Origin of the sequence: Streptomyces sp. NL15-2K (genome assembly GCF_030551255.1) — a bacterium.
GTDB lineage: Bacteria > Actinomycetota > Actinomycetes > Streptomycetales > Streptomycetaceae > Streptomyces.
This window is the reverse complement of record NZ_CP130630.1, coordinates 4,358,737-4,385,177: the sequence shown is the minus strand read 5'-3', so window position 1 is coordinate 4,385,177 and position 26,441 is coordinate 4,358,737. Positions and strand designations below refer to the sequence as shown.

30 protein-coding genes are annotated in these 26,441 nt (G+C 70.1%); 18 read left to right on the top strand and 12 right to left on the bottom strand.

Going from position 1 to position 26,441, the window contains the following annotated elements:
* Positions 1 to 62: 62 nt before the first annotated feature.
* Entirely contained in the window at positions 63 to 854 is a 792-nt protein-coding gene (locus tag Q4V64_RS19545) for a S16 family serine protease (RefSeq protein ID WP_124441855.1), read from the top strand.
* A 14-nt stretch (positions 855 to 868) separates the two neighbouring features.
* On the opposite strand, the gene Q4V64_RS19540 is transcribed toward Q4V64_RS19545, so the two are convergent.
* The 5 genes from Q4V64_RS19540 to Q4V64_RS19520 are packed head-to-tail and all read right to left on the bottom strand — an operon-like array spanning position 869 to position 5,088.
* Positions 869 to 1,834 (bottom strand): glycine betaine ABC transporter substrate-binding protein, encoded by a 966-nt coding sequence (locus tag Q4V64_RS19540; RefSeq protein ID WP_124441856.1) that lies wholly within the window; start codon positions 1,832 to 1,834, stop codon positions 869 to 871.
* On the bottom strand, positions 1,831 to 2,613 hold the full coding sequence (locus Q4V64_RS19535; protein ID WP_253267153.1) for an ABC transporter permease: 783 nt from the start codon (positions 2,611 to 2,613) through the stop codon (positions 1,831 to 1,833). Before Q4V64_RS19535 ends, Q4V64_RS19540 begins: the two co-directional genes overlap by 4 nt.
* A 35-nt stretch (positions 2,614 to 2,648) precedes the next feature.
* A complete protein-coding gene (locus tag Q4V64_RS19530) occupies positions 2,649 to 3,947 on the bottom strand; it encodes an ABC transporter ATP-binding protein (RefSeq protein ID WP_124441858.1) in 1,299 nt (432 codons plus the stop codon).
* On the bottom strand, positions 3,940 to 4,587 hold the full coding sequence (locus Q4V64_RS19525) for an ABC transporter permease (protein WP_124441859.1): 648 nt from the start codon (positions 4,585 to 4,587) through the stop codon (positions 3,940 to 3,942). The genes Q4V64_RS19530 and Q4V64_RS19525 overlap by 8 nt, the downstream gene beginning before the upstream one ends.
* Before the next feature lie 21 nt (positions 4,588 to 4,608).
* The gene (locus Q4V64_RS19520) at positions 4,609 to 5,088 is read right to left on the bottom strand and encodes an Lrp/AsnC family transcriptional regulator (protein WP_124441860.1); all 480 of its coding nucleotides are present in this window, start codon (positions 5,086 to 5,088) and stop codon (positions 4,609 to 4,611) included.
* Positions 5,089 to 5,223: 135 nt separating this feature from the next.
* On the opposite strand from Q4V64_RS19520, the gene hppD reads away from it, so the two are divergent.
* Complete coding sequence (gene hppD, locus Q4V64_RS19515) at positions 5,224 to 6,369, top strand: 4-hydroxyphenylpyruvate dioxygenase (RefSeq protein ID WP_124441861.1); 1,146 nt, start codon at positions 5,224 to 5,226, stop codon at positions 6,367 to 6,369.
* Positions 6,370 to 6,388: 19 nt separating this feature from the next.
* On the opposite strand, the gene Q4V64_RS19510 is transcribed toward hppD, so the two are convergent.
* Positions 6,389 to 7,810 (bottom strand): tetratricopeptide repeat protein, encoded by a 1,422-nt coding sequence (locus tag Q4V64_RS19510; RefSeq protein ID WP_124441862.1) that lies wholly within the window; start codon positions 7,808 to 7,810, stop codon positions 6,389 to 6,391.
* 93 nt (positions 7,811 to 7,903) lie between these two features.
* On the opposite strand from Q4V64_RS19510, the gene Q4V64_RS19505 reads away from it, so the two are divergent.
* A complete protein-coding gene (locus tag Q4V64_RS19505; protein WP_124442177.1) occupies positions 7,904 to 9,319 on the top strand; it encodes an FAD-linked oxidase C-terminal domain-containing protein in 1,416 nt (471 codons plus the stop codon).
* A 16-nt stretch (positions 9,320 to 9,335) separates the two neighbouring features.
* Here Q4V64_RS19505 and Q4V64_RS19500 read toward each other — a convergent pair whose 3' ends face one another.
* Positions 9,336 to 9,749, bottom strand: coding sequence for an SsgA family sporulation/cell division regulator (locus Q4V64_RS19500; RefSeq protein WP_124441863.1), 414 nt, complete (start codon positions 9,747 to 9,749; stop codon positions 9,336 to 9,338).
* A 306-nt stretch (positions 9,750 to 10,055) separates the two neighbouring features.
* Between Q4V64_RS19500 and Q4V64_RS19495 the strand changes: the two genes are divergently transcribed.
* Together Q4V64_RS19495 and Q4V64_RS19490 are read left to right on the top strand one after the other, a co-directional pair.
* Positions 10,056 to 11,666 carry an RDD family protein gene (locus Q4V64_RS19495; RefSeq protein WP_124441864.1) on the top strand — a complete coding sequence of 537 codons (1,611 nt, stop codon included), beginning with the start codon at positions 10,056 to 10,058 and terminating at the stop codon, positions 11,664 to 11,666.
* A gap of 88 nt (positions 11,667 to 11,754) precedes the next feature.
* Positions 11,755 to 12,375 carry an RDD family protein gene (locus tag Q4V64_RS19490; RefSeq protein WP_124441865.1) on the top strand — a complete coding sequence of 207 codons (621 nt, stop codon included), beginning with the start codon at positions 11,755 to 11,757 and terminating at the stop codon, positions 12,373 to 12,375.
* A 51-nt stretch (positions 12,376 to 12,426) separates the two neighbouring features.
* On the opposite strand, the gene Q4V64_RS19485 is transcribed toward Q4V64_RS19490, so the two are convergent.
* Positions 12,427 to 12,717: a hypothetical protein gene (locus Q4V64_RS19485; protein ID WP_172629336.1), complete on the bottom strand. Its 291-nt coding sequence runs from the start codon at positions 12,715 to 12,717 to the stop codon at positions 12,427 to 12,429.
* Between the two features lie 472 nt (positions 12,718 to 13,189).
* On the opposite strand from Q4V64_RS19485, the gene Q4V64_RS19480 reads away from it, so the two are divergent.
* Positions 13,190 to 13,531: a hypothetical protein gene (locus tag Q4V64_RS19480; protein ID WP_124441866.1), complete on the top strand. Its 342-nt coding sequence runs from the start codon at positions 13,190 to 13,192 to the stop codon at positions 13,529 to 13,531.
* 34 nt (positions 13,532 to 13,565) lie between these two features.
* Here Q4V64_RS19480 and Q4V64_RS19475 read toward each other — a convergent pair whose 3' ends face one another.
* Positions 13,566 to 14,156: a nicotinamidase gene (locus Q4V64_RS19475; RefSeq protein WP_124441867.1), complete on the bottom strand. Its 591-nt coding sequence runs from the start codon at positions 14,154 to 14,156 to the stop codon at positions 13,566 to 13,568.
* A gap of 132 nt (positions 14,157 to 14,288) precedes the next feature.
* Positions 14,289 to 15,635, bottom strand: coding sequence for a nicotinate phosphoribosyltransferase (locus Q4V64_RS19470; RefSeq protein WP_124441868.1), 1,347 nt, complete (start codon positions 15,633 to 15,635; stop codon positions 14,289 to 14,291).
* A 58-nt stretch (positions 15,636 to 15,693) separates the two neighbouring features.
* Here Q4V64_RS19470 and clpS point away from each other — a divergent pair, with 58 nt between their 5' ends.
* The 8 genes from clpS to Q4V64_RS19435 all read left to right on the top strand — a co-directional run bounded on the left by clpS (position 15,694) and on the right by Q4V64_RS19435 (position 21,690).
* Positions 15,694 to 16,011, top strand: coding sequence for an ATP-dependent Clp protease adapter ClpS (gene clpS, locus Q4V64_RS19465; RefSeq protein ID WP_095754611.1), 318 nt, complete (start codon positions 15,694 to 15,696; stop codon positions 16,009 to 16,011).
* A gap of 74 nt (positions 16,012 to 16,085) precedes the next feature.
* Entirely contained in the window at positions 16,086 to 16,688 is a 603-nt protein-coding gene (locus tag Q4V64_RS19460; RefSeq protein ID WP_124441869.1) for a DUF2017 domain-containing protein, read from the top strand.
* A gap of 367 nt (positions 16,689 to 17,055) precedes the next feature.
* Positions 17,056 to 18,480 (top strand): amino acid permease, encoded by a 1,425-nt coding sequence (locus Q4V64_RS19455; RefSeq protein ID WP_124441870.1) that lies wholly within the window; start codon positions 17,056 to 17,058, stop codon positions 18,478 to 18,480.
* An 84-nt stretch (positions 18,481 to 18,564) separates the two neighbouring features.
* Entirely contained in the window at positions 18,565 to 18,987 is a 423-nt protein-coding gene (locus Q4V64_RS19450) for a M67 family metallopeptidase (RefSeq protein ID WP_124441871.1), read from the top strand.
* 48 nt (positions 18,988 to 19,035) lie between these two features.
* A complete protein-coding gene (locus tag Q4V64_RS19445; RefSeq protein ID WP_124441872.1) occupies positions 19,036 to 20,076 on the top strand; it encodes a LacI family DNA-binding transcriptional regulator in 1,041 nt (346 codons plus the stop codon).
* 156 nt (positions 20,077 to 20,232) lie between these two features.
* Positions 20,233 to 20,328 (top strand): putative leader peptide, encoded by a 96-nt coding sequence (locus Q4V64_RS55085; protein ID WP_324612360.1) that lies wholly within the window; start codon positions 20,233 to 20,235, stop codon positions 20,326 to 20,328.
* Positions 20,329 to 20,445: 117 nt separating this feature from the next.
* Positions 20,446 to 20,724, top strand: coding sequence for a MoaD/ThiS family protein (locus tag Q4V64_RS19440; RefSeq protein ID WP_124441874.1), 279 nt, complete (start codon positions 20,446 to 20,448; stop codon positions 20,722 to 20,724).
* Between the two features lie 15 nt (positions 20,725 to 20,739).
* Positions 20,740 to 21,690, top strand: a complete 951-nt coding sequence (locus tag Q4V64_RS19435; RefSeq protein WP_124441875.1) for a cysteine synthase — start codon at positions 20,740 to 20,742, stop codon at positions 21,688 to 21,690.
* Positions 21,691 to 21,707: 17 nt separating this feature from the next.
* Here the strand turns inward: Q4V64_RS19435 and Q4V64_RS19430 are convergent, their stop codons facing one another.
* On the bottom strand, positions 21,708 to 22,169 hold the full coding sequence (locus Q4V64_RS19430) for a type II toxin-antitoxin system PemK/MazF family toxin (protein ID WP_124441876.1): 462 nt from the start codon (positions 22,167 to 22,169) through the stop codon (positions 21,708 to 21,710).
* A 211-nt stretch (positions 22,170 to 22,380) separates the two neighbouring features.
* On the opposite strand from Q4V64_RS19430, the gene Q4V64_RS19425 reads away from it, so the two are divergent.
* Positions 22,381 to 23,133, top strand: coding sequence for an MBL fold metallo-hydrolase (locus Q4V64_RS19425; RefSeq protein ID WP_124441877.1), 753 nt, complete (start codon positions 22,381 to 22,383; stop codon positions 23,131 to 23,133).
* Positions 23,134 to 23,225: 92 nt separating this feature from the next.
* On the opposite strand, the gene Q4V64_RS19420 is transcribed toward Q4V64_RS19425, so the two are convergent.
* A complete protein-coding gene (locus Q4V64_RS19420) occupies positions 23,226 to 24,530 on the bottom strand; it encodes a PTS transporter subunit EIIC (RefSeq protein ID WP_124441878.1) in 1,305 nt (434 codons plus the stop codon).
* Positions 24,531 to 24,759: 229 nt separating this feature from the next.
* On the opposite strand from Q4V64_RS19420, the gene Q4V64_RS19415 reads away from it, so the two are divergent.
* The 3 genes from Q4V64_RS19415 (at position 24,760) to Q4V64_RS19405 (ending at position 26,415) form a co-directional block, all read left to right on the top strand.
* Positions 24,760 to 24,993 carry a PTS glucose/sucrose transporter subunit IIB gene (locus Q4V64_RS19415; protein ID WP_124441879.1) on the top strand — a complete coding sequence of 78 codons (234 nt, stop codon included), beginning with the start codon at positions 24,760 to 24,762 and terminating at the stop codon, positions 24,991 to 24,993.
* A gap of 137 nt (positions 24,994 to 25,130) precedes the next feature.
* A complete protein-coding gene (gene rph, locus Q4V64_RS19410) occupies positions 25,131 to 25,868 on the top strand; it encodes a ribonuclease PH (protein WP_124441880.1) in 738 nt (245 codons plus the stop codon).
* Positions 25,869 to 26,010: 142 nt separating this feature from the next.
* Positions 26,011 to 26,415 (top strand): hypothetical protein, encoded by a 405-nt coding sequence (locus tag Q4V64_RS19405; protein ID WP_124441881.1) that lies wholly within the window; start codon positions 26,011 to 26,013, stop codon positions 26,413 to 26,415.
* The last annotated feature ends 26 nt before the right edge of the window (positions 26,416 to 26,441 follow it).

Genomic DNA, 26,441 nt, shown 5'->3' with positions numbered 1-26,441 from the left:
CAGCCGCCTGCGAAGGCAACCTGCCACCTGGCCTGATGTCACCCCCACGTTAGATTGATTCCGTGCTCTCTCGTCTCACGCGTCGCCAAGCCGTCGCCGTCTGCGCTCTGCCCGTCGCGGCTCTGATAGCCACCGCGGTGTTCGCGCCGCTGCCGTTCTCGTTGACGCAGCCCGGTATGACGGCGAACGTGCTAGGCGAGAACAAGGGCGCGCCGGTGATCACGATCTCGGGTGCCCCGACGCATGACACGAGCGGGCAGCTGCGGATGACGACCATCGTGGCGACGAACCCGGACGCGCACGTCTCGCTCGGCGATGTGATCGACAGCTGGTTCCGCACCGACCGGGCGGTCATGCCCCTTGACGCGGTGTACCCGAGCGGGCAGAACGTCAAGGAGATCGAGCAGCACAACACCGAGGAGATGAAGGAGTCCCAGGACGCGGCGACCCGGGCCGCGCTGAACTATCTGGACCTCGCGGACAAGGACGTCAAGGTCACGCTGAAGCTCGCGGACGTCGGCGGTCCCAGCGCGGGTCTCCTGTTCACCCTCGGCATCATCGACAAGCTGAACGGCGACGGCGGCGGCCGCGACCTCACGGGCGGCCGCACCATCGCCGGTACGGGCACGATCACCGAGGACGGCGCGGTCGGCGCGGTCGGGGGAGTGGCCCTGAAGACGCAGGCCGCGCGCCGGGACGGCGCCACGGTGTTCCTGGTCCCGAAGGCCGAGTGCTCCGACGCGGAGGCCCAGCTGCCGAAGGGCCTACGGCTGATTCCGGTGACCACGCTGAAGAGTGCGGTCAATTCCCTGACGGCCCTGGAGAGCGGCAAGGGCTCCGTACCCAGCTGCTGAAGGCACGCTCCTGATCAGCCTTCCTTCACGAACCCCTCCTCCTTCAGCCAGTCCAGCGCCACCTGATGCGGGTCCTCCCCGTCCACGTCCACCTTGGCGTTCAGCGTCCGCGCCACCGTGTTGTCGAGCTTCTCGGTGATCGGGTCGAGGACGTCCGCGATCGCCGGCCACTTCTTCAGGGTCTCGCTGTTGATCTCCGGCGCGGCGTTGTAGTTCGGGAAGAACTTCTTGTCGTCCCGCATCACCGTCAGGTTCATGGACTTGATGCGGCCGTCGGTGGTGAAGACCTCTCCGTACGTGCAGCTCCCCTTCGCGGCCTGCGTGTAGATGATCCCCGTGTCCATCTGCGTGATCCGAGACGCCGGGACGTTCATGCCGTACGCCTTCTGCATGCCCGGCAATCCGTCCGCCCGGTTGGCGAACTGGCTCTCCACGCAGAGCGTCACGGCTGCGGGGTCGGACTTGGACAGGGCGGCCACGTCCGACAGCGTCCTCGTGCCGTACCTCTTGTAGTGGGACTGGTTCATGGCCAGCGCGTAGGTGTTGTTGAGCGGGGCCGGCCGCAGCCAGGTCAGGCCGTTCTTCAGGTCGGCGTCGCGTACCGCCTGCCACTGCTGCCGCGGGTCGGTGATCGGCTCGCTGTTGCCCAGGTAGTTGATCCAGGCGGTGCCCGTGTACTCGTACATGCCGTCCGCGTCACCGGACCTGACCGCCTCCCGCGCCCCGATGGAGCCCTGGATACCGGTGCGGTCGAGCACGTCCGCGCCGGCCGCCTCGAAGGCGATGCCCATGATCGCGCCGAGGATCAGCTGCTCGGTGAACTCCTTCGACGTCACCGTCAGATCCGCGCCCTTGAGCGGTTCGCCCCGGCCGATCGAGCCCGGGCCCACGTCGTCGACCATCGGTGAGCCGCTGGTCAGGCCGCACGCACTCGCCGCCACCAGCACCCCGGCGAGCAGCGGGCACACACGCCGCCTCACCTCCCCACCTCCAGCCCTCGCGGCCGCAGCAGCACTTCGGCCAGCGACGCCAGCCAGTCCACCAGCAGCGCGAGGACGACCGTGAGGATCGAGCCCAGCATCAGCACCGGCATCCGCTGGTTGGTGATGCCGGTCGTGATCAGGACGCCCAGCCCGCCGCCTCCGCCGAAGGTCGCCAGGGTCGCCGTACCGACGTTCAGGACGAGAGCCGTACGGACCCCCGCCAGGATCAGCGGGACCGCCAGCGGCAGTTCCACGCGGGACAGCACCCCCATCGGCGACATGCCGATGCCCCGCGCCGCCTCCAGCAGCGTCGGGTCGTTCCCCTTCAGGCCCGCGATCGTGTTCGCCAGGACCGGGAGTACGGCGTAGCTGATGATGCCGATCAGGGCCGCCCTGCGGCCGATGCCCAGCCAGATCACCAGCAGGGCGAGCAGGCCGATCGCCGGCGTGGCCTGACCCATGTTGGCGACCGCCATCGCCACGGGGGTCGCCTTCCTGAACGACCGCCGCGTCAGCAGAATCCCCAGCGGGATCGCGATGATCAGCACGAAGAACGTGGAGATCACCGTCAGCTCGATGTGCTGCCACAGCGCCTTCGTCACCTGCCCGTTCGACAGCGCGTTCTCGGAGATCGGGTCGAGGTCGGCCTGCCGGAACCACAGCCAGGTCGCCAGCAGCACCGCCACCAGCACGGTGGGCAGGAAGGTCAGCTTCTGCCAGCTGACGCGCCTCCTCGGCGGACCCGGCGGCACCGGCTGCTCCACCGGCTGCTCCACCGACTCCTCCCGCGGCTCGTCCAGCTCCGTACCGGTCACGCCTTCGGCTCCCCTCCGTGGCCCTCCTGCTCGGCGTGCGTCTGCGGGGCGCGCGTCTGCTCCAGCTCGTGCCGGGCCTCGATCGCCTCCAGCCGGTCCGCCTCCATCAGCTCGTGCACGGAGTTCATCAGCGTCTCCACGTCCACGACGCCCGTGTACTCGCCGCGCCGCCCGGTGACCGCCACCCGCCCCGAGCTGTCGGTGAGCACCGCCTCCAGGGCGTCCCGCAGGGTCGCGTCGCTGGTCACCGTGTCGCTCACCAGCGTCCCGGCCCTGGCCAGCGAGCCCTTGGCGCGCATCAGGTCGCCGCGCCTGAGCCACTTGTAGGGCCGGCCGCGCTTGTCGAGCAGCAGGATCTCGTTGGTGCCGCTGGTGCGGAGCTTGCTGAAGATCTCCTGGAGCGGTTCGTCGATGGCCAGCGTCGGGTAGTCGGTGATCTCCACGTCCCGTACGCGGGTCAGGTTCAGCCGCTTCAAAGCGGCCCCCGCGCCCACGAAACCGGACACGAAGTCGTCCGCCGGGTTGGTGAGGATCGCCTCCGGAGTGTCGAACTGGGCGATGTGCGACCGCTCCCGGAGCACCGCGATCCGGTCGCCCAGCTTGATCGCCTCGTCGAAGTCGTGGGTGACGAAGACGATCGTCTTGTGCAACTCGTGCTGCAACCTGATCAACTCGTCCTGCAGATGGTCCCGGGTGATCGGGTCGACCGCGCCGAACGGCTCGTCCATCAACAGCACCGGCGGATCGGCGGCGAGCGCCCGCGCCACCCCCACCCGCTGCTGCTGGCCGCCGGAGAGCTGGCGGGGGTAGCGGCCGTGGAACTCCCCGGGGTCCAGCCCGACCAGGTCGAGCATCTCCTCGACCCGTGCCCTGATCCGGGCCTTCGGCCAGCCGATCATCTTCGGTACGAGCGCGATGTTCTGGGCGACCGTCATGTGCGGGAAGAGGCCGGAGGCCTGGATCGCGTACCCGATCTTGCGGCGCAGCTCGACCGGGTCCATGTCGGTGACGTCCTCGCCGTTGATCCGGATGCGTCCGCCGGTCGGCTCGATCAACCTGTTGATCATCTTGAGGGTTGTGGACTTACCGCAGCCGGACGGGCCGACGAGGATGACGATCTCGCCCGCCTCGATCTCCATGTTGACGTTGTCGACGGACGGCAACGGATTGCCGGGATACTGCTTGGTCAGGTGCTCCAGCTCGATGGTGGCGCCCGCGACACTCGACCCCGCGACACTCGACCCCGCGACACTCGACCCCCCGCCACTCGGCCCCGCGACACTCGGCTCAGGCACGGATCCCCCTGGGAATGGTCAGCCGCCCGATCAGCACGTACGCGGCGTCGAACAGCAGGGCCAGGACGATGATCCCGAGGGTTCCCGCGAGCACCTGGTTGAGCGCGTTCTTGCTGCCGAGGGAGCCGAGGCCGCGGAAGATCACGTTGCCGAGGCCGGGCCCGGAGGCGAAGGCCGCGATCGCCGCGATGCCCATCAGCATCTGCGTCGAGACCCGGATGCCGGTCAGGATCGGCGGCCAGGCCAGCGGCAGCTCGATCCGCGCAAGACGCGCGAGCCGGGACATGCCGATGCCCCGGGCCGCTTCCACCAGCGAGGGATCGACCCCGCGCAGCCCGACGATCGAGTTGCGCACGATCGGCAGCAGCCCGTACAGCGTCAGCGCGATCACCGTGGGCGGCACGCCCAGGCCCACGATCGGGATGAGCAGACCGATCATGGCGAGCGACGGAATGGTCAGGAGGGTCGAGGTGGCCGTGGTCGCGAGGCTGCCCGCCCACTCGCTCCGGTACGTGACGACGCCGATCAGCACCCCGATCAGCGTCGCCACGACCATGCACTGGAAGACGGCGCTCGCGTGCTGGTAGGCGTCCGTCAGCAGCTGTTGGTGGCGGTTGCCGAGGTACTCCCAGAAGTTCACGTCAGCTCACCCCAGGTCGGCCTAAGTGCTCTCGCGGTCTCCCGCCGCCTGCTCCACCAGCGGAATGACCCGCAGTGGAACGGCGGTCTCCATGACGATCGCCGTGGAGGCCCGGACGATCCCATCAAAACCGACAACCAGGTCGATGACCCGCTGGAGATCGGCGTTCGAGCGTGCCACCAGGCGGCACAGCATGTCCCCGGTCCCCGTCGTGGTGTGCAGCTCCAGCACCTCCGGCACGGTCGCCAAGTGCGCCCGTACGTCCGCCCCTTGCCCCTGCCGGATCTGCAGCGTCGCGAACGCGGTGACCGGATATCCGAGCGCCGCCGAGTCCACGTCCGGCCCGAACCCGCGGATGACTCCATTCGACGTAAGCCGGTCCAGGCGCGCCTGCACGGTCCCCCGGGCAACCCCCAGCCGCCGGGACATCTCCAGCACCCCGATGCGCGGCTCCCGCGCCAGCAGCACGATGATCCGCCCGTCCAACTCGTCGATCCCCACAGCGGCCTCCCGGCATCGGCCTGTCACTGGTCATCCTGTACACAAAGCCCGCCGAAGCGCGCATTGAGCTGGTCACCTTGCCCAGCGAAAAAGCCAACTATTGCGCACCTTGCGAGGCGGCGCGAGGCTGCAATCATGACGCAGACCACACACCACACTCCCGACACCGCCCGGCAGGCCGATCCCTTCCCGGTCAAGGGAATGGACGCGGTCGTCTTCGCCGTGGGCAACGCCAAGCAGGCGGCGCACTACTACTCCACCGCCTTCGGCATGCGGCTGGTCGCCTACTCCGGACCGGAGAACGGCAGCCGTGAGACCGCGAGCTACGTCCTGGAGAACGGCTCCGCCCGCTTCGTCCTCACCTCCGTCATCAAGCCCGCCACCCCCTGGGGCCACTTCCTCGCCCAGCACGTGGCCGAGCACGGCGACGGCGTCATCGACCTCGCCATCGAGGTCCCGGACGCGCGCGCCGCCTACGCCTACGCGGTCGAGCACGGCGCCCGCTCGATCGCCGAGCCGTACGAACTGAAGGACGAGCACGGCACGGTCGTCCTCGCCGCGATCGCCACGTACGGCGAGACCCGCCACACCCTCGTCGAACGGACGGGCTACGACGGCCCTTACCTCCCCGGCTTCGCCGCCGCGAGCCCCCTCGTCGAACCACCCGCCCACCGCACCTTCCAGGCCATCGACCACTGCGTCGGCAACGTCGAACTCGGCCGGATGGACGAGTGGGTCGGCTTCTACAACAAGGTCATGGGCTTCACGAACATGAAGGAGTTCGTGGGCGACGACATCGCCACCGAATACAGCGCGCTGATGTCGAAGGTCGTCGCCGACGGCACCCTCAAGGTCAAGTTCCCGATCAACGAGCCCGCCCTCGCCAAGAAGAAGTCCCAGATCGACGAGTACCTGGAGTTCTACGGCGGCGCCGGCGTCCAGCACATCGCGCTCAACACCAACGACATCGTCGAGACGGTACGGACCATGCGGGCGGCCGGCGTCCAGTTCCTGGAGACCCCGGACTCGTACTACGACACCCTCGGCGAGTGGGTCGGCGACACCCGCGTCCCGGTCGAGACCCTGCGCGAGCAGAAGATCCTCGCCGACCGCGACGAGGACGGCTACCTGCTGCAGATCTTCACCAAGCCGGTCCAGGACCGGCCGACGGTGTTCTTCGAACTCATCGAACGGCACGGCTCGATGGGCTTCGGCAAGGGCAACTTCAAGGCCCTGTTCGAGGCGATCGAGCGCGAACAGGCCAAGCGCGGCAACCTGTAGTAGCGGCCCGCGCGCCAGGTCAGCGCTCGGGCGCGCCCGCCAGTGACGGCTCCCCGAGTTCCGTCAACACCGCCCGAGCCATCCGCGCCCCCAGCGGAGAGAAGTACGGGTTGATCCGCAGCGCCTCCTCCAGATGCCTGCGGGCCGACCCGTACCGCTCCAGCTCCCGCTCGATCATGCCCCGGTGATACGCGTACAGCGCGCTGCGCACCCCGCCCCCCTTCGTCTCGTCCGTCGCCCTCGTGGCGAACCGCAGCGCCTCCTCCGGCCGGCCGGCCCGGTGCAGCGCCCACCCGAGCGCGTCGGCCACCGCGATGCCCGGCTGACGGGCCCACTCGGCCCGCAGCCGCCGTACCGCCTCCCGCGGATCACCGTGATCCGCCTCGAACTGCCCGAGCACCAGCTCCTCGTCCGCCCCGCCCGCGGCGGCCTTGCGCACCCGCTCCCGCAACAGGTCGTACTGCACGCGCGCCGCCTGCCCGAGCCCCAGCGACTCGTACAACTCGCCCAGCTCCAGGGCGTACTGAGGACAAGGCTGCTTGGCGAGAGCCGCCCGGTAGGCGTTCAGCGCCTCCGTCGTCCGCCCCAGCGCCGCCAGCGCCCGCCCCTGCCCGGCCTGCGCGGCCCGCTGGTCGGGGTCGATCCGTACGGCCTCCTGGAAGTGCCGCAGCGCGACCTCCCGGTCCCCGCGCTCCCAGGCCAGCTGCCCGGCCCGCTCCAGATACGCCGCCCGCTCCGCCGGCGCCTCGGCCCCCGCCACCGCGTCGGCGAGCTGCGCGGCCGCGTCCTCCCGCCGGCCCCGGTCGCGGTAGACGGCCGCCGCCCGCGCCATCACGGCCGGCCCGGAGTGCAGCTTCATGAGCTGGTCGAGGACCTTGCCGACCGCCTTGTGATCGCCGAGGCCGGTGTAGGCGTCGATCAGCAGCGGATATGTCGTCCACCGCTTCGGTTCCAGCCTCCGCGCGGCCTCCGCCCAGGTCCGCGCCGCCCGGAAGTCCCGCCGCGCGTTCGCGAGGTCCGCCAGGCCCCCGAGCGCCGCGACCTCTTCGTCGTTTCCCTTCGCCCGCACCTTGAGCGAGGTCCGCAGCGCCTTCTCGGCCTTCGGGTAGTACGCCGGGTCCGCCGTCCGCCGCCCCTGCTCCACGTAGGCCGCCCCGAGCAGCGCCCACGACCGCGCGTCCTTGGGATGTTCGCGCACCCGGCTCTCGCGCTCGCCGATCAGCACCGCCAGATCCGGCAGCGCGGCCGGCACCCGGCCGGTGACCGCCGCCTGCGCCTGCGCCCCCGGCGCCGGTGCGGGCGCCCGCGTCGCCGTCCCTTCCCGGGGCAGCAACCACAGCACACCGCCGAGCACGGCACACCCGGCGACCGAGGCGATCAGCACACGCCGACCGATACGTGGACGGGTACGTGAGGGCCGCTCCTCCGCTTGGTTCTCCATGGCGCTCACTCTGCGTCAGTACGGCGACCGCGCCCCGGCATACGGCGGCTGCCGTACACGGGGTTCACACCGATGGCCGTGGAGTGCGAACCTGTGATCATGAGCCGCATCGAAGCGCCTGCCGACAAAGACGTGGCAGCGACCGGCGACCTCGTCGACCGGCTGCTGGGCGGTCTGCCCGCCGAGGCCGTCCTCACCGACCCGGACGTCACGGCCTCCTACGCCAACGACATGGCCGGCTTCTGCCCGGCCGGCACCCCCGCCGTGGTCGTCCTCCCGCGCACGGTCGAAGAGGTCCAGCACGTCATGCGCACCGCCACCGAGCTGCGCGTCCCGGTGGTACCGCAGGGCGCCCGCACGGGCCTGTCGGGCGCGGCCAACGCCTCCGACGACTGCGTCGTGCTGTCCCTGACGAAGATGGACCGCATCCTCGAGATCAACCCGGTCGACCGCATCGCCGTGGTCGAGCCCGGCGTCATCAACGCGGCCCTGTCCCGCGCGGTCAACGAACACGGCCTCTACTACCCTCCCGACCCCTCCAGCTGGGAGATGTGCACCATCGGCGGCAACATCGGCACCGCCTCCGGCGGCCTGTGCTGCGTGAAGTACGGGGTGACGGCCGAGTACGTCCTCGGCCTGGACGTCGTCCTCGCCGACGGACGCTTGATGTCCACCGGCCGCCGTACGGCGAAGGGTGTCGCCGGATACGACCTGACCCGCCTGTTCGTCGGCTCCGAGGGCTCGCTCGGCATCGTCGTCCGGGCGGTCCTGGCCCTCAAGCCGCAGCCGCCCGAGCAGTTGGTGCTGGCGGCCGAGTTCCCGTCCGGGGCCGCCGCCTGCGACGCCGTGTGCCGGATCATGGCGGGAGGCCACGTACCGTCCCTCCTCGAACTGATGGACCGTACGACGGTGACGGCGGTCAACGACCTGGCGCACATGGGACTCCCGGACAGCACGGAAGCCCTGTTGCTGGCTGCCTTCGACACCGCGGACCCGGCCGCCGACCTCGCCGCGGTCGGCGCGCTGTGCGAGGCAGCCGGCGCCACCCAGGTCGTCCCGGCCGACGACGCGGCCGAATCCGAGCTGCTCCTCCAGGCACGGCGGTTGTCGCTCACCGCCCTTGAGGCGGTGAAGGGCACCACGATGATCGACGACGTGTGCGTGCCCCGCTCCAGGCTCGGCGAGATGCTCGAAGGGACCGAGCGGATCGCCGAGAAGTACCGGCTCACCATCGGCGTCGTCGCCCACGCCGGCGACGGCAACACCCACCCGACGGTCTGCTTCGACGCGGCGGACCCCGACGAGTCCCGGCGCGCCCGCGAGTCCTTCGACGAGATCATGGCCCTCGGTCTGGAACTCGGCGGCACGATCACCGGCGAGCACGGCGTTGGTGTCCTGAAGAAGGAGTGGCTGGCCCGCGAGATCGGCCCGGTGGGCGTGGAGATGCAGCGGGCGATCAAGGCGGCCTTCGACCCGCTGGGGATCCTGAACCCGGGCAAGCTGTTCTGACCGCGTCCGGCGCTCGTCACCGGGCGAACAGCTCGTCGAGCGCCTCGTCGATGCCGAGCTGCTCGCCCTCGGTCCCCGGGGGCACCACCCGCAGCGTCCGCTCCAGCCAGGCGGACAGCTGGGCGGCGGGGACCTCCAGGAGGGCGTCACCCTCAGGGGAACTCAGCGCCATCAGGACGACGCCGCGGCCCTCCGACTTGGCCGGCCACACCCGCACGTCCCCGTGCCCGGACGGCCGGAACACCCCCTCCACCAGGACGTCACGGGAGAACGTCCAGTGCACCGGATGCGCGGAGTTGACGTGGAAGGTGATGTGGACGGCGTACGGGTCGTCGGAGCGGTAGCCGAGCCGGGCCGGGACCGGGACGCTGCGCTCGGGGGACAGGACGAGTCCGATCTCCAGGTCGCGCTCCACGAGGGTGCAGTGCATGGCGTTCGTTCCTCTCTCGGGTCTCTCGCGCGGGCCCGCGGTGGGCCCGTACGGGTGGAGAGGGGGCGCGGGCGGAAGCATTACGCGGGTTCTCGGATTTTTTTTCGCGCCCGCTGCGAGAGGCGTTGCGAGAGTGGTTCCAGTGACGTTCCTGAGACGTCCCAGCGAGATTCCAGAACGTGAGAAGTACGTGGACGAGGTTGCCCGGAAAGGGGTGGGTCCCGCGGGACTGGCGGTGGTTGTCGCGCCGGTCTGATAGATGTGGAGGCCCCTATTTGACCCCCGAGCAGATACCGGACGACGGACATGAGCGCCCCAACCCCGGCCCCCGGTGACGACAGGCCCCGCGAAGGGTATTACCCGGACCCGTCCATTCCTGGATATGTCCGGTACTGGAACGGTGCCTCCTGGGTTCCGGGCACCAGCCGTCCGGCCCCCGCGGACGGCGAACCGCTCGCCCCGCCGCCCGGCGCCCAGCAGGGCCAGGACGCGGCACCGGTCGAGGAGACGGGCCCGCACTTCTTCGACGAGGACCCGGCCGACGAACCCGGCACGACCGGCGCGGCCGCGGAGGCCCAGCACGGCAGCCGGCCCGAGCCCGCGTCCGCCTGGGGCGCCGACCGCTCCCGGCAGACGGGATTCGGGGGCGAACCGGACCGCCGGGTGTCCTGGGGGTCCCCGCAAGACGCTCCGCAAGGGGCTCAGAGCGCTCAGGGCGCCCCGCAGGGCGCCGACCCGAGGGTGCCGCGCCCGGCGGACCCCGGCGACGGTCCCGCCCAGCCGGACGGCCACTCGGCCCGCACGGACGGCACGGCGACGATCCCGCCGGCCGAGCCGGACGCGGGCGACGTCGCCTCCGGCAACACGTTCGTCTTCCGCCGGGCCACGGCCGGGCCCGGGGGAGCGGCAGGCGGCGCCGACCGCTCCGGCCCGGGTGCGACGGGCCGCGCGGGGGCGGGAACACCCGGCGTACCGGGCCCCGGTGGCCCCGGGTCCGACGACGGCACCATGACGTTCCGCGCGCTCTCCCCGCGCACGGCGCGGCAGGGGAGCACGGGCGGACCGGGCACCGCGGGCGCACAGCCCGCCCCCGGCACTCCCGGTGCCCCCGGCTTCGGCGCCGGAAAGGCCGCCGCGGCCCGCGCGGCAGCCGCCCAGGCCCCCGCCTCCGCCGCCCTCTCCGGCCCGCAGCAGGCACCCCCGACGGCCGGCCCGCAGCAGCAGGCGGCCGCCCCGAGCGTGCCCCAGCAGCCCGGCGGCCCGCAGTCCGCCGCCCCGAATGCCGCCGCCCCGGTGACGAGCGGCGTCGGCGGCGGTCAGCCCTCCTGGGCCCAGCAGGTGCACCGACTCGCGGGCGCCGACGACGAGCAGCCCGTCACGCCCTGGAAGCCGCCGGTCGAGGACATCTTCCAGGCGGCCGCCCGGCGCCAGGCCTCCGCCCGCCCCGCGAGCCTCGGCAAGCGGCTGGTCGCCCGCCTGGTGGACTCCCTCGTCCTCGGGGCCGTCACCGCAGTGGCCGCCGTACCGCTCGGCATCAAGGCGATCGACCACGTCAACGAGAAGATCGACGCGGCCAAGCTGTCCGGCGAGACTGTCACCGTCTGGCTGCTCGACGGCACGACCTCCGTGTACCTGGGCATCATCCTCGCCGTCCTGCTCCTCGCCGGTGTCCTCTACGAGGCGCTGCCCACCGCCAAGTGGGGCCGCACGCTCGGCAAGAAGCTGCTCGGTCTGGAGGTGCGGGACATCGAGGCCCACGAGCCCCCGTCCTTCGGCGCGGCCCTGCGCCGCTGGGCCGTCTACAGCGTGCCCGGCCTGCTTGCCATCGGTCTCGTGGGTGTCCTGTGGGGCCTGTTCGACAGGCCCTGGCACCAGTGCTGGCACGACAAGGTCGCGCATACGTTCGTAGCGGGCTGAGTCGTACCGCGGAAGACATAAGGAATTCGGTAGCCCGGACGGCCGCTCGCCGGATGCGGAACCGGGGTGTTCGCGGTCGACTCGGGCCATGAGCAGTGAACCGCCTCCCGGCTCCGGTCAGCAGCCACCGGAAGACGACCCGTTCAGGAAGCAGCCCCCGCCGGCCGAGGGCGCGGGCTCACCGTACGGCGGTCAGCCCCCGCCCGACCAAGGCGGCGGCCCCTACGGCGGTGGCGGCTACCCCGGCGACCCGCTCGCGGGCATGCCGCCGCTCGCGGACAGCGGCAAGCGCACGCTCGCCCGGATCATCGACATGATCCTCGTGGGCGTCGTGGTCTGGCTGCTCACCTGGGGATTCGGGGTCAACGAGTACGACGTGGACAGCGACGACGTCGAGTACGGCAAGTCCCTCGGACAGTCGCTGGTCGCCGCGGTGCTCTACATCGGGTACGACACCTTCATGATCGCCAAGTCGGGTCAGACGCTCGGCAAGAAGTGGCTGGGCATGCGGGTGGCGAACCTCGACAACGGCGCCACGCCCTCCGTGCAGAGCACGCTGATCCGCTCGGCGGTGCTGTGGATTCCGTTCGCGTTCTGCTGCGCCTGCATCTGGACGGCGATCTCGGGCGGTTGGAGCTTCTTCGACAAGCCCTACAAGCAGGGCCTGCACGACAAGGCGGCCAAGACGGTGGTGGTCAGCACCACCTGACGATCAGCGTCAGTGAGTTCAGCACCGACTGAGCTTCAGTACCGGCTGAGTTCAGGAAGCAGCCCGCTCGTGCACGGGCTCGGACGCCCTCGCGGCGATGGAGGCCGGCACGGGCGCCTCCGCCTGCTCCGCCTCCTGCACGGCGGGCTGCCGTACCGCGATCAGGCGGGACTTCGGTGTCGGGGCCGTCATGGCGACCAGAAGCCCGAGGGCGAGCGCCGCGACGGCGATGACCGCGATCCCCACGCCCGAACTCGTCTGTGACAGCAGCAGCATGGCGAGCGTCGAGAAGATCACGGTGCAGGAGCCGTAGGCGAGCTGTGCGGCAGTCGGACGAGGCATGGCAATCGTGTCCTCGGAAGTGGGGGTCCACGGGGGTGTCGGCCTGGCTTTCCGCCGTTTTCGGGGCGTTCCGCCAATCGACTCTAATCGCCTGCATGCCCGAGTGGAACGAACGGTAAGCGTGACCTGACCAACAGTGCCGGTGCACGGGGGGCGCACAGGTTCATGGCGTCCAGCAGGTGGACGGATCCGCGCGCCTGTTCGGTTGGCCGTCACATATCCGAGAAATGAACCCTCGCCGGCGCCCGCGTCACTGACACCAACGCCCGGATCAAGATCTTCAAGGAGTTTCCGGACGGTTCGACGATCATGGTCCAGTTCGGCCCGTCCGCAGAGTAGACAGCATTTCCGCAGGTCAAAGGCTTGTCAACGATGACCCCCTGGCGGGTTGCCGCCGATCGTGTTTAGGTGCGTCCTGTGCCTCGCTTATTGACACCGACATCGACGCCGACTCGCACGGGGGAGTGACCGCATGGCCGCAGGAGGTTTCTGCAAGCTGCCGACAGGCAGTGTGGTGGTGGCGCTGAACCTGCCCAGCCCCACGACCCACGGCACGGGCAGCGTCCGCGTGCTCGTGCACGCCCAGAACCGGGCGCGGGCCTTGACCAGGCTGCGCAACCTGGGCATGCGGGCGGTGTACCTGCGGGGCAACGCCGCACCGCCGACCCCGGACGAGATCACCGCGGTCCTGCACCACCCGGACGGCCTCATATGGCGTACGGCACCCGACAACGGCGTCGGCGGTCCGGAGCTCGTCCAGGAGCTGTGGCAGCCGATCAGGGCGCTCCTGAGACGCCCGCCGGCCGCGGCGTGAGCCCTCGGGGCTCCACGGGCGGGCCCTAGGCGACCTAGGCGACCACGGGCTTCCCGGAGAGCTCCACGCCCGCCTCCCGCATCTCCTCCAGCGCCCGCTCGGTGGTCTCCCCGGCCACCCCGGCGGTGAGGTCGAGCAGCACGTGCGTGCGGAAGCCCTCCCGTATGGCGTCCAGGGCGGTGGCCCGGACGCAGTGGTCGGTGGCGATCCCCACCACGTCCACCTCCTCGACCTCGCGGGCCCGCAGCCAGTCGGCCAGCGTCACCCCGTTCTCGTCGGCGCCCTCGAACCCGCTGTACGCCGCCGCGTACGCCCCCTTGTCGAAGACGGCGTCGATCGCGCCGGAGGCGACCGCGGGAGCGAAGTTCGGGTGGAAGCCCACGCCCTCGGTGCCGGCGACGCAGTGCGCGGGCCAGGAGCTGACGTAGTCGGGGTTGTCGGCGAAGTGGCCGCCGGGGGCGATGTGGTGGTCGCGAGTGGCGACGACGTGCTGGTAGCCGGAGCCGGCCGCCTGCCCGATCAACTCGGTGACGGCGGCGGCCACATCGGCACCCCCGGTCACCGCGAGGCTGCCCCCCTCGCAGAAGTCGTTCTGCACGTCTACGACGATCAAGGCGCGGCGCATGGTCGGTGTCCTTCGGCTATGGGGTCGGGGGTGAAGGGTGCTGCGAGCCCGGCCGGTGAACTTCCGAGCCTATTGACTTCGGTGACGGGATGGGAGGGGGCGCCACAGGGCGCGTGAATGCGGGCACCAGCTTTAGCTACCCGAGCCCTTGTGCACATACTCCGTCGGAAGGACCGGTTCCCCGCGCGAGAGCTGGGTCGCCGACAGCGGCAGGTTGGCGCGCGCGGCCGCGTGCCGGTCGCGTACGACGTCCAGCGGCTCGCGGGCTATGACCTCGCCGCCCTTGACGAGCTCGACAAGGAGCTGCCGGTCGGCCAGCTCGCCCGGGACGGGCCCGGTGCCGACGACCTCGGCCTCCGCGACGCCGTACTCGTCCAGGCGGCGCGCGGCCCATTTGCGGCCGCCGATGGAGGTCTTGCCGCCGGTCGACTTCTTCGCCACCGGCACGAGCGGGGCCTTGGGGTCGGCGGACTCGGCGCGAGCGACCAGCTTGTAGACCATCGAGGCCGTCGGGTGCCCGGAGCCGGTCACCAGCTGGGTGCCGACGCCGTACGCGTCCACGGGCGCCGCCGCCATCGAGGCGATGGCGTACTCGTCGAGGTCCGAGGTCACGATGATCTTCGTGTCCCGCGCCCCCAGCTCGTCCAGCTGCTGCCGCACCCGGTGCGCGACCAGCAGCAGGTCGCCGGAGTCGATCCGCACGGCGCCCAGTTCGGGCCCGGCGACCTCCACGGCCGTACGGACGGCCTCGGTGACGTCGTACGTGTCCACGAGCAGCGTGGTGTTGCGGCCCAGCGACTCGACCTGGGCCTGGAAGGCGTCCCGCTCGCGGTCGTGGAGCAGGGTGAAGGCGTGGGCGCTGGTGCCCACGGTGGGGATGCCGTAGCGGAAGCCGGCCGCCAGGTCGGAGGTGGTGGCGAAGCCGCCGACGTACGCGGCGCGCGCGGCGGCGACGGCGGACAGCTCGTGGGTGCGGCGGGCGCCCATCTCGATCAGCGGGCGGTCTCCGGCGGCGGAGGACATGCGGGAGGCGGCCGCGGCGATGGCCGAGTCGTGGTTGAGGATCGACAGGATCACGGTCTCCAGGAGCACGCACTCGGCGAAGGTGCCCTCGACCCGCATGATCGGCGAGCCCGGGAAGTACACCTCGCCCTCGGGGTAGCCCCAGATGTCACCGCTGAAGCGGTAGGAGGCGAGCCAGTCCAGGGTCTCCCGGTCGACGATCCCGCGCTCGCGCAGGAAGCCGAGGACGTCCGCGTCGAAGCGGAAGTTCTCCACCGCGTCCAGCACGCGGCCGGTGCCCGCCACCACGCCGTAACGGCGCCCGTCCGGCAACCGCCGTGTGAAGACCTCGAACACGCTGCGCCGCCCGGCGGTGCCCGCCTTCAGGGCGCCTTGCAGCATCGTGAGCTCGTACTGGTCCGTGAAGAGCGCCGTAGAGGGAACGTCCACCGGCAGCCCAAGGTCCGCTGTGTTCATGGCAGCGAATGCTACCCCCATTCGCGTCAGTGTGACGATTTATGGCGTGCGTGGCAGCATGGGCCATGTGACGTCACCCGCTCCCGTAGAGATCGAACGCACCGAATCGGCGGAGGAGGTCTTCGCCGTCCCCGAGCCGGACGTCCCCTGGGTCACCATCGTCCACAACGACCCGGTCAACCTCATGAGCTATGTGACCTACGTCTTCCAGACGTACTTCGGGTACTCCAAGGACAAGGCCACCAAACTCATGCTGGACGTCCACCACAAGGGCCGGGCGGTCGTCTCCAGCGGGACGCGCGAGGAGATGGAACGCGACGTGCAGGCCATGCACGGCTACGGCCTGTGGGCCACGCTCCAGCAGGACCGGAAATGACCCGGCCCGGCCGCGCAGTGCCGGACCGGACCCGCCCCAGCCGCCCGCAGGACCGGAAGTAGCGATACCCCCTGATGCCAGGACACTTCGAACCGCTCCCCGGCGGCGGCGCGGCCGTCGCCCTCGACGACGTCGAGATCTCCATCATCCGGTCGCTGGCCGTCCAGCTGCTGGAGCTCATCGGCCCCGGCCCCGCCGAGGACGCCGATGTCGATCCGCTCGCCGAGCTGTTCTCCGAGGGCCCGAGCGAGCCGCCCGCCGACCCGGTCCTCAAGCGCCTCTTCCCGGACGCCTACAGCGACCCCGAGGGCACCCCGCAGGCCAGGGAGGCCGAGGAGCAGCGGGCGTACTCCGCCGAGTTCCGCCGCTACACCGAGAACGACCTCAGGGCCGGCAAGCGCGACAGCGCCCTCGCGGTGATCCGCTCGCTGGACGCGCTCGCCTCCGCCGGTGAGGGCGGGGCGGTCCTGAAGCTGTCGCCCGAGGAGTCCCAGCAGTGGCTCGGTGCCCTGAACGACCTGCGGCTGGCGATCGGCTCCCGGCTGGAGATCACCGACGAGGAGGACACCGACCTCCTCTACCGCCTGCCGGACGAGGACCCGCGCAAGCCGATGGTGATGGCGTATCTGTGGCTGGGCGGGCTCCAGGAGACGCTGGTCGCCACCCTTCTGCCGTAACTTGTGACGGTTTGTTTCCCGACTTGTGACGGTTCTGTGTTCGCTCAGAGGACGCTCAAATCCGGATAACGATCACGTCACCGCATGGGCCGACTGTGCCCCTCTTGTGTCCTCTTTGTCCTCCTCTGCCTGTGTGATGCGCCACACTCCCCCCAGGTGATCAATGTGGCGGCCGTGATAAATCTTCACGACCGCCCGGCGAACACCACCCGTATGTTCGGCCGGGTGCGCCACCGAGCCGGCGGATCGCCGGCCAGGCACGAGCGGGCTCGCGAAGCCCGCTCAACTCCATCAATCCGGGGGGATCGAGGCCCGATCCGAGGCCGACGAGAGGCCCGGGTCGGCATGGAGAAAGGCGCACCACAACATGACCTCAGCGCAGGTCGACACGGAGAAGACCCCCGAAGAGGGGTACGAGCGCGGGCTCGGCAGTCGTCAGGTCCAGATGATCGCGATCGGCGGCGCCATCGGCGTCGGCCTCTTCCTGGGCGCCGGGGCGAACATCGCCAAGGCCGGACCCAGCCTGATCCTCATGTACGCCCTCGCGGGCGTGATCATCTTCTTCATCATGCGGGCGCTCGGCGAGCTGCTGCTCTACCGCCCGGTCTCGGGCTCCTTCGCGGAGTACTCCCGCGAATTCCTCGGCCCGTTCTTCGGCTACTTCACCGGCTGGACGTACTGGCTGATGTGGGTGGTCACCGGCATGGCGGAACTCACCGCCGCCGCGATCTACGTCAACTACTGGTTCCCGTCCATCCCGCAGTGGGTGACGGCCCTGGTCTTCCTGGTGATCCTCTTCGGGGTCAACCTGATCTCCGTGAAGCTCTTCGGCGAGCTGGAGTTCTGGTTCTCCATGGTCAAGGTCACCGCCCTGATCGGCATGATCGTCATCGGCCTGGGCGTGCTCACCTTCGGCTTCAGCAACGCCGGTGACACCGCGGCCGTCTCCAACCTCTGGGCCTTCGACGGCTTCTTCCCCAAGGGCATCGGCTCGTCCCTGATGACCCTCCAGGGCGTCATGTTCGCCTACCTCGCCGTCGAGCTCGTCGGCGTCACGGCCGGCGAGTCCGAGAACCCCGAGAAGACCCTCCCCAAGGCGATCAACACCCTGCCCTGGCGCATCGCGCTGTTCTACGTCGGTGCCCTCACCGTCATCCTGTGCGTGGTGAAGTGGACCGAGTTCGCCGACGGCGTCAGCCCCTTCGTGAAGGCCTTCGCGGTCATCGGCATCCCCGCCGGCGCCGGCATCGTCAACTTCGTCGTGCTGACCGCCGCCCTGTCCTCCTGCAACTCCGGCATGTACTCCACCGGCCGCATGCTGCGGAACCTGGCCGAGAGCGGCGAGGCCCCCAAGGCCTTCAGCAAGCTGTCGTCGACCAAGACGCCCGCCTTCGGCATCCTCGTCTCCGTGCTCTTCATGGGCATCGGCGTGATCCTGAACTACGTCGTCCCGGAGAAGGCCTTCGGCTACGTCACCTCCGTCGCCACCGCCGCCGGCATCTGGACCTGGCTGATGATCCTGATCAGCCACGTCCTGTACCGCCGCGCGGTCGACGCGGGCCGCCTGCCCGCCTCCTCCTTCCCGGCGCCGGGCGGCGCGAAGTGCAGCTACGTCGCCATCGCCTTCCTGCTCTTCGTCACCGGCCTCATCGCCTACGACGCCGACGCCCGCGTCTGCCTCTACGTGATGGCCGGCTGGGCCGCCGCCCTCGGCATCGGCTGGGCGATCCTGAAGAGCCGCAACCCGCGGATCGCGGACCGCCACGAGACGCGGTTCGACAAGGTCGGCTGAACGAACCCGTCGGTGTGTCCGGCATGTGGGCCGTCCCGTACCACCCCTCGGTACGGGACGGCCCTTCTGCTTATCCTGACCAGCATGCTGACCATCACCCGGGAGTTGTACGACAAGATCGTCGCGCACGCGCGCGCGGACCACCCCGACGAGGCGTGCGGCATCATCGCGGGCCCGGAGGAGTCCGACCGGCCCGAGCGCCACATTCCGATGCTCAACGCCGAGCGCTCGCCCACCTTCTACAGGTTCGACGGCGACGAGCACAAAAAGGTGCACGACGAGATGTGGGACCGGGACGAGGAGGCGGTGGTCGTCTACCACTCGCACACCGCGACCGAGGCCTACCCCTCCCGCACCGACATCTCCTACGCCCACGAGCCCCAGGCCCACTACGTCATCGTCTCGACCGCGGACACGGACGGATTCGGCGAGTTCCAGTTCCGCTCCTACCGGATCGTCGACGGCGAGGTGACCGAGGAGGAGGTCAAGGTCGTAGAGGCGTATTGAGAGGCATACTGATCGTCGTACGCCACCGGACAACTCGCGGTATCGGAGATGGTGTTGACGCAGTGGACGAACGGGCGGCGCCCCACCCTGGAGGACGTCGCCCGCCGGGCGGGAGTCTCGAAGTCCACGGTGTCCCGGGTGATCAACGCCGAGCCCCGGGTGCGGGCGGAGGTCGTCGACCGCGTCCGGGAAGTGATCGCCGAGCTCGGATACGTACCCAACCAGGCCGCCCGGCAACTGGTCACCCACCGCACCAACGCCGTCGCCGTCGTCGCCACCCAGCCGCAGAACCGGCTCTTCCTCGACCCCTTCTTCGACCTTCTGCTGCGCGGCGTCCGCAGAGAACTCGCCGAGCACGGCGCGCAGGCCGTCCTGCTGTTCCTGGAGGAACCGGACGACTACCCGCGCGTGGCCGACTTCCTCGGCGGCGGCCATGTCGACGGAGCCGTGCTGTTCTCCCTGCGACCCGGCGACCAGCTGCACGCGATGATCGACCGGCTCACCCTGCCCACCGTCTTCGGCGGCCGCCCCCTCCTGCGGGACGGCGACACCGTGCGCGGACACACCTACGTCGACGGCGACAACCGCGGGGGAGCCCGGCAGGCCGTCCAGCACCTGGTCTCGCTCGGCCGCCGGCGCATCGCGACCATCACCGGTCCCTACGACCAGGAGAACTCCGCCGTCGACCGGCTCGCCGGCTACCGGGACGTCCTCCTGGACGCACCCCACCTGGTCGAAAGGGCCGACTACACACGACAGGGCGGCGCCGACGCCATGGCCGCGCTGCTCGACCGGTGCCCCGACCTCGACGCCGTGTTCGTCGCCTCGGACTTCATGGCGTCCGGGGCCCTGCAAGTGCTGCGGGAGCGCGGGTACCGCGTGCCGGACGACGTGGCCGTCGTCGGCTTCGACGACCTGGCCGAGATCGCCGAGACGACCGACCCCCCGCTGACCACCGTCCACCAGGACGTCGAGGGCATGGGCCGCCTGATGGCCCGGCTGCTGTACGACCGCACCACACGGACCGGCACACCCGACGCGCCCTCGGTCGTGGTGCCGACCCGGCTGGTCCTCCGCGAGTCCGCCTGAGCCTGCCGCCTCCCTGAGACGTGCGGTGCCCTGAGCCTGCCACGTCCCTGGGCCGTGCGGTGTCCTGAGCTGTACCGTCTCACTCCCCGGCCGAAAATCGTCCGGAATGTGGGATCACATATCGGGATCCGGACCGGGAATCGATACGATGACCCCATGGTTTCCCACGACGTGAGCGAAAAGACGCCGGGCACGCTGCTCGTGGCGCGGCTGCACGTCGACCTGTGCAGGCTCGCCAGCGCCATCTGTTGACGCTGCCCCTGCCGCCGTACGGCCGTGAGCCGCGGCGCCCGGACCGCACCACCCCTTGCTGAACTGCGCTGCCGCGCGCCCACCGACCCGAACACCTTCCGACAGGAGCCCTGAGCCATGGCCATCGAGGTCCGCATCCCGACCATCCTCCGCCAGTACACCGACGGCCAGAAGGCGGTGGAGGGCACCGGGGACACTCTCGCCGAGCTCTTCAACGACCTCGAGACCCGGCACACGGGCATCCACGCCCGCATCGTGGACAGCGGCGAACTGCGCCGCTTCGTCAACGTCTACCTCAACGACGAGGACGTCCGCTTCCTCGACGGCATCAACACCAAGCTCACCGACGGCGACAACGTGACCATCCTGCCGGCCGTGGCCGGCGGCATGGTCTGAGGGCCCTGACCACCGATGCGTTACGACTCCCCGCTGGCCGCGGTGGGCAACACCCCGTTGGTGCGCCTGCCGCGGCTGTCGCCGTCCGCCGACGTCAGCATCTGGGCCAAGCTGGAGGACCGCAACCCGACCGGCTCGGTCAAGGACCGCCCCGCCCTGCACATGATCGAGCAGGCGGAGAAGGACGGCCGCCTGACCCCGGGCTGCACCATCCTCGAGCCCACCTCCGGCAACACCGGCATCTCCCTCGCCATGGCGGCCAAGCTCAAGGGCTACCGCATGGTCTGCGTCATGCCCGAGAACACCTCCCAGGAGAGGCGCGACCTGCTCGGCATGTGGGGCGCCGAGATCATCTCCAGCCCCGCCGCGGGCGGCTCCAACACCGCCGTACGGGTCGCCAAGGAGATCGCCGCCGAGCACCCCGACTGGGTGATGCTCTACCAGTACGGCAACCCGGACAACGCCGGCGCGCACTACGCGACGACAGGCCCCGAGATCCTCGCGGACCTCCCCTCCGTCACCCACTTCGTCGCCGGCCTCGGCACCACCGGCACCCTCATGGGCGTCGGCCGCTACCTCCGCGAGAACAAGCCGGACGTCAATATCGTCGCCGCCGAACCGCGCTACGACGACCTGGTGTACGGCCTGCGCAACCTCGACGAGGGCTTCGTACCGGAGCTGTACGACGCCTCCGTCCTGACCACCCGCTTCTCGGTCGGCTCCGCCGACGCGGTCACCCGCACCCGCGAGCTCTTGCAGCAGGAGGGCATCTTCGCCGGCGTCTCCACCGGCGCCGCCCTGCACGCGGCGATCGGCGTCGCCAACAAGGCCGTCAAGGCCGGCGAGAGCGCCGACATCGTGTTCGTCGTCGCCGACGGCGGCTGGAAGTACCTGTCCACGGGCGTCTACACGGCGGCCACCACCGAAGAGGCCATCGAGACCCTCCAGGGCCAGCTCTGGGCCTAAGGGGTCCTTGCACGTAACTATGTCGCCAGGTGACGGACCTGGTCCCACAGGACCGGGTCCACCACACCCACCCGCCGCCGGAAGTCCCCCACCGGCACCCGCCGCAGCTCGTCCGTCTGAAGGAAACTCGCGCGCCCGCGCGCGTCACCCACCGAGCCCGGCGGCAGCGGGATCACCCCGGACCGCTCGTCCCGGTACTTGCTGGTGATCTTCGCGACGGTCGCGTGACGCCCCCGCACCGCCAGCACCAGACACGGCCGGTCCTTCTCCCCGGGCCCCTCCTCGAACGGCACGCTCGCCCACCAGATCTCCGCCGGCACCGGACGAACACGCGCCCGCCCGGCCGGCCCCTCCGCACGCCCCGGCGGCCGGGTCCGCCGCCCCGCCGGACGCCGACCGCGACCCCAGCCGTCGACGAGCGTGGCGACGAGCGCGAGCAGTACCACCGCAGCGAGTGCGAGCCACCAGGACGTGTCCATGAGGACGACGTTACCGGCGCGCTTGCCACCGCGCGCCCCTCTCAATCCTCACGCGCCCCGCGACCAGCCGAACCGGTGACACCACAGGTGAGTTCGCCCACAACAGCCCCTGGTGGAGGAGCGACCCGGCGTTTTGCGCCTTACGCTCGACGCACCGCACGACCCCCGACGCCCCTTCTCTCGTTCCCCCGCCAGCGGAGGTTTCTGTTCCATGAAGCTCACCGTCGTCGGCTGCTCGGGGTCGTTCCCGTCCGCGGAATCGGCCTGCTCGAGCTACCTCGTCGAGGCCGACGGCTTCCGGCTGCTTCTCGACCTGGGCAACGGTGCCCTGGGCGAGCTGCAGCGCCACTGCGGTCTCTACGACCTCGACGCGATCTTCCTCAGCCACCTGCACGCAGACCACTGCATCGACATGTGCGCGTACTTCGTCGCGCGCTACTACCGCCACGACGGCGGCCGCTGCGACCCGATCCCCGTCTACGGGCCCGAGGGCACGGAACACCGGCTGACCACCGCCTACGCGGACACCCCCACCGCCTCGTCCATGAGCGAGGTCTTCGACTTCCACACGGTCAAGCCGTCCACCTTCGAGATCGGCCCGTTCACGGTGCACACCGAGCGCGTGGCGCACCCGGTGGAGGCGTACGGCATCCGCATCGAGCACGGCGGGAAGTCCCTGACGTACTCCGGCGACACGGGCGTGAGCCCGGCCCTGATCGAACTCGCCCGCGACACCGACCTGTTCCTGTGCGAGGCCGCGTTCACGTACGGCAAGGAGAACATCCCCGACCTGCACCTCAACGGCCGCGAGGCGGGTGAGACGGCGGCCCGCGCAGGCGCCCGCCGCCTGGTCCTCACCCACATCCCCCCGTGGACCGACCCGCAGGTCAACCTGGCCGACGCCCGCGCGGTCTTCGACGGGCCGGTGGGACTGGCGGCGCCGAGGCAGACGTACGAGATCTAGCGCATACGGCTTCCAGCGCAAGCGCATACGGCATGACAAGGCCCCCGGAGCCCGACGGCTCCGGGGGCCTCCCGCTGTCCCTGAGGGACCACTCACGCCTTGGTGAGGTCCTCGACCTCCTCCTCGGGCTCGCGGCCCGGGGTGGGGAGGTTGAACTTGGTGATGGCGAAGCGGAAGAGGAAGTAGTAGATCGCGGCGAAGACCAGACCGACGGGGAGCAGCAGCCAGGGCTTGGTGGAGATGCCCCAGTTGATGGCGACGTCGGTCAGGCCGGCCGAGAAGCTGAAGCCCATGTGCATGCCCAGCGCCCACGTCACAGCCATCGAGATCGCGGTGAGCACCGCGTGGATCGCGTACAGCACCGGGGCGATGAACATGAACGAGAACTCGATCGGCTCGGTGACACCGGTGACGAACGAGGTCAGCGCCAGCGACATCATCATGCCCATCACGGCCTTGCGGCGCTCGGGGCGGGCCGTGTGCGCGATGGCGAGGGCGGCGGCCGGCAGACCGAACATCATGATCGGGAAGAAGCCGGTCATGAACATACCGGCATCGGGGTCACCGGCGAAGAAGCGCGGCAGGTCGCCGTGGAAGACGGTGCCGGCGGAGTTGGTGAAGTCGCCGATCTGGAACCACGCCACGGAATTGACGAACTGGTGCATGCCGATCGGGATCAGCGCGCGGTTGATGAGGCCGAAGAGGGCGGAGCCGAAGGCGCCCAGACCCGTCATCCACTCGCCGAAGTTCGTGATCACGTCACCGATGGGCTGCCAGCCGAGGACGACCAGGACACCGAGGAGGGTGCCGACCGCGGCCGTGATGATCGGCACGAGCCGGCGGCCGTTGAAGAAGCCGAGCCAGTCGACGAGCCTCTTGCGGTGGTAGCGCTGCCACAGCACGGCCGTCAGCAGGCCGAGGATGATGCCGCCGAGCACGCCCGGGTTCTGGAAGGTCGCGGCCTCGGCGGCCTCGTTGCCCTTCTGCCAGAAGCCTCCGAAGGGGGTGACGGCCGTGTACGTCGCGCCCTCGTGGCCGTCCTTGATCGGGAACTGGTGGATCACCGCGTAGTAGGTGAGGAAGCCCACCACGGCCGCGAGCGCCGTCGAGCCGTCGGCCTTCTTCGCGAAGCCGATGGCCACGCCTATGCAGAACAGCAGAGGCAGCCCGAACGAACTGTCCAGAATGGCGCCGCCGGCTCCGGCGAACACCTTGGCGACGTCGGCCGGCAGATGCAGCTTCTCCTGGACGTCAGCCTGGCCCAGGCGGAGCAGGAGGCCCGCCGCCGGCAACACGGCGATCGGGAGCTGCAGACTACGGCCGACCTTCTGCAGGCCCTGGAACAGTCCGGATCCCCGCTTCTTCGCCGGGGCCGCCGTTTCGGTGGCGGAGCTCATACTTCCTCCATCGGTGGTGGTCTACACCACTCAGTGGTGTAGACCTGTTTGTAGCACGATGAAGGGCGTATAAGGAACCCGCGGCCCCTGGGCCTTTCTACCCGCAGCCCGCGGATCGAACGTCGCGATCCCGACATGGCTTGGCGGCCGCCCGCCCGGTGGTGTAGACCAGCTACTGCGGGTTACCGCGACCACGTCGTCGGATCAGGTCTGACCAGGGAGAAAGAACATGGCCAGCAAGGCTGAGAAGATCGTTGCCGGGCTCGGCGGCATCGACAACATCGAAGAAGTCGAAGGCTGCATCACACGGCTGCGCACCGAGGTCAGCGACGCCTCGCTCGTCAACGACGCCGCCCTGAAGGCCGCCGGCGCCCACGGCGTCGTCAAGATGGGCACCGCGATCCAGGTCGTCATCGGCACCGACGCCGACCCCATCGCCGCGGAGATCGAAGACATGATGTGAACCGCCCACTCACCTCCGAGGGGCCTTTCCCGCCACGGGACCACCACGGGACCACAACGGGACCACCACGGGAGAGGCCCCTTCCCCATCAACGGCGACGGCCAGGCTCGCCGCCCCGTACGACTAGGCTCGTGGCCATGTCTCGAATCGACGGCCGCACCCCCGAACAACTCCGCCCGGTCACCATCGAACGCGGCTGGAGCAAGCACGCCGAAGGCTCCGTCCTCGTCTCCTTCGGCGACACCAAGGTCTTCTGCACCGCCTCCGTCACCGAAGGCGTCCCGCGCTGGCGCAAAGGCAGCGGCGAAGGCTGGGTCACCGCCGAGTACTCCATGCTCCCCCGCGCCACCAACACCCGCGGCGACCGCGAATCCGTACGCGGCAAGATCGGCGGCCGTACCCACGAGATCTCCCGCCTCATCGGCCGCTCCCTGCGCGCGGTCATCGACTACAAGGCCCTCGGCGAGAACACCATCGTCCTGGACTGCGATGTGCTGCAGGCGGACGGCGGCACCCGCACGGCGGCCATCACGGGCGCGTACGTGGCACTGGCCGACGCCGTCTCCTGGGCCCAGGGCAAGAAACTCATCAAGGCCGGCCGCCAGCCACTGACCGGCACGGTCAGCGCGGTGTCGGTGGGAATCGTGGGAGGGGTGCCCCTGCTGGACCTCTGCTACGAAGAGGACGTGCGCGCCGAGACCGACATGAACGTCGTCTGCACCGGCGACGGCCGCTTCGTCGAGGTCCAGGGCACCGCGGAGGCCGAACCTTTCGCACGCGAGGAACTCGACGCCCTCCTCGACCTCGCGGTCACCGGCTGCACGGAACTCGCTGTCCTCCAGCACAAGGCGCTTGATACCGTCCTCGAAAAGTAAAGGACGCGCCAAGAAGGACGGCCGCCGCGGGCAACCGCGCCGACCGACCTCGCGTCACTACGGGTACGGGCGTACGGCACACCACCGTGCGCCCGGCCAGTGCACGGGCCGACGAGGCCCGCCAACGGGAGGGATCCGATCCATGGCCGCGAGCCGACGCCGCCGTAGTCGCCGTACCGCCATCGCCGCCGCAGTCGCGGCCGTCGGGCTGACGGTCGGCCTCACCACGGGATGCGACGCCGTCGGCAAGGCACTGGACTGCGTCCAGACCGCCGACGCCATCGCCGACAGCGTCACGGAACTCCAGCAGGCCGTGGAGGCCGCGTCGAACGACCCGACGCAGCTCGAGGAATCCCTCGACTCGATCGACAAGAACCTCGACGAGATCGGCGACAAGACGGACAACGCGGACGTCAACAAGGCCGTCGACGACCTGAGCACCGCCGTCACGAACGTCCGCACGTCCGTCAAGAACGGCGACGCGACGCCCGACATCAGCCCGGTCACGGACGCGGCCGGCGAACTGACGAAGGTCTGCACGCCGTAAGCAACGGTCGGCGAGAGCGGAATACT

Bases quoted from the DNA above. Each gene is read 5' to 3' on its own strand.
- Q4V64_RS19440 (WP_124441874.1), top strand. From the start codon at position 20,446: ATGGCCATCGAGGTCCGCATCCCGACCATCCTCCGCCAGTACACCGAC.
- Q4V64_RS19450 (WP_124441871.1), top strand. From the start codon at position 18,565: ATGCTGACCATCACCCGGGAGTTGTACGACAAGATCGTCGCGCACGCG.
- Q4V64_RS19500 (WP_124441863.1), bottom strand. From the start codon at position 9,749: ATGCACTGCACCCTCGTGGAGCGCGACCTGGAGATCGGACTCGTCCTG.
- Q4V64_RS19425 (WP_124441877.1), top strand. From the start codon at position 22,381: ATGAAGCTCACCGTCGTCGGCTGCTCGGGGTCGTTCCCGTCCGCGGAA.
- Q4V64_RS19470 (WP_124441868.1), bottom strand. From the start codon at position 15,635: ATGAACACAGCGGACCTTGGGCTGCCGGTGGACGTTCCCTCTACGGCG.
- Q4V64_RS19475 (WP_124441867.1), bottom strand. From the start codon at position 14,156: ATGCGCCGCGCCTTGATCGTCGTAGACGTGCAGAACGACTTCTGCGAG.
- Q4V64_RS19445 (WP_124441872.1), top strand. From the start codon at position 19,036: ATGGTGTTGACGCAGTGGACGAACGGGCGGCGCCCCACCCTGGAGGAC.
- Q4V64_RS19495 (WP_124441864.1), top strand. From the start codon at position 10,056: ATGAGCGCCCCAACCCCGGCCCCCGGTGACGACAGGCCCCGCGAAGGG.
- Q4V64_RS19435 (WP_124441875.1), top strand. From the start codon at position 20,740: ATGCGTTACGACTCCCCGCTGGCCGCGGTGGGCAACACCCCGTTGGTG.
- Q4V64_RS19485 (WP_172629336.1), bottom strand. From the start codon at position 12,717: ATGCCTCGTCCGACTGCCGCACAGCTCGCCTACGGCTCCTGCACCGTG.
- Q4V64_RS19405 (WP_124441881.1), top strand. From the start codon at position 26,011: ATGGCCGCGAGCCGACGCCGCCGTAGTCGCCGTACCGCCATCGCCGCC.
- Q4V64_RS19420 (WP_124441878.1), bottom strand. From the start codon at position 24,530: ATGAGCTCCGCCACCGAAACGGCGGCCCCGGCGAAGAAGCGGGGATCC.
- Q4V64_RS19460 (WP_124441869.1), top strand. From the start codon at position 16,086: ATGCCAGGACACTTCGAACCGCTCCCCGGCGGCGGCGCGGCCGTCGCC.
- Q4V64_RS19490 (WP_124441865.1), top strand. From the start codon at position 11,755: ATGAGCAGTGAACCGCCTCCCGGCTCCGGTCAGCAGCCACCGGAAGAC.
- Q4V64_RS19415 (WP_124441879.1), top strand. From the start codon at position 24,760: ATGGCCAGCAAGGCTGAGAAGATCGTTGCCGGGCTCGGCGGCATCGAC.
- Q4V64_RS19480 (WP_124441866.1), top strand. From the start codon at position 13,190: ATGGCCGCAGGAGGTTTCTGCAAGCTGCCGACAGGCAGTGTGGTGGTG.
- Q4V64_RS19510 (WP_124441862.1), bottom strand. From the start codon at position 7,810: ATGGAGAACCAAGCGGAGGAGCGGCCCTCACGTACCCGTCCACGTATC.
- Q4V64_RS19455 (WP_124441870.1), top strand. From the start codon at position 17,056: ATGACCTCAGCGCAGGTCGACACGGAGAAGACCCCCGAAGAGGGGTAC.
- rph (WP_124441880.1), top strand. From the start codon at position 25,131: ATGTCTCGAATCGACGGCCGCACCCCCGAACAACTCCGCCCGGTCACC.
- Q4V64_RS55085 (WP_324612360.1), top strand. From the start codon at position 20,233: ATGGTTTCCCACGACGTGAGCGAAAAGACGCCGGGCACGCTGCTCGTG.
- clpS (WP_095754611.1), top strand. From the start codon at position 15,694: ATGGGCCATGTGACGTCACCCGCTCCCGTAGAGATCGAACGCACCGAA.
- hppD (WP_124441861.1), top strand. From the start codon at position 5,224: ATGACGCAGACCACACACCACACTCCCGACACCGCCCGGCAGGCCGAT.
- Q4V64_RS19430 (WP_124441876.1), bottom strand. From the start codon at position 22,169: ATGGACACGTCCTGGTGGCTCGCACTCGCTGCGGTGGTACTGCTCGCG.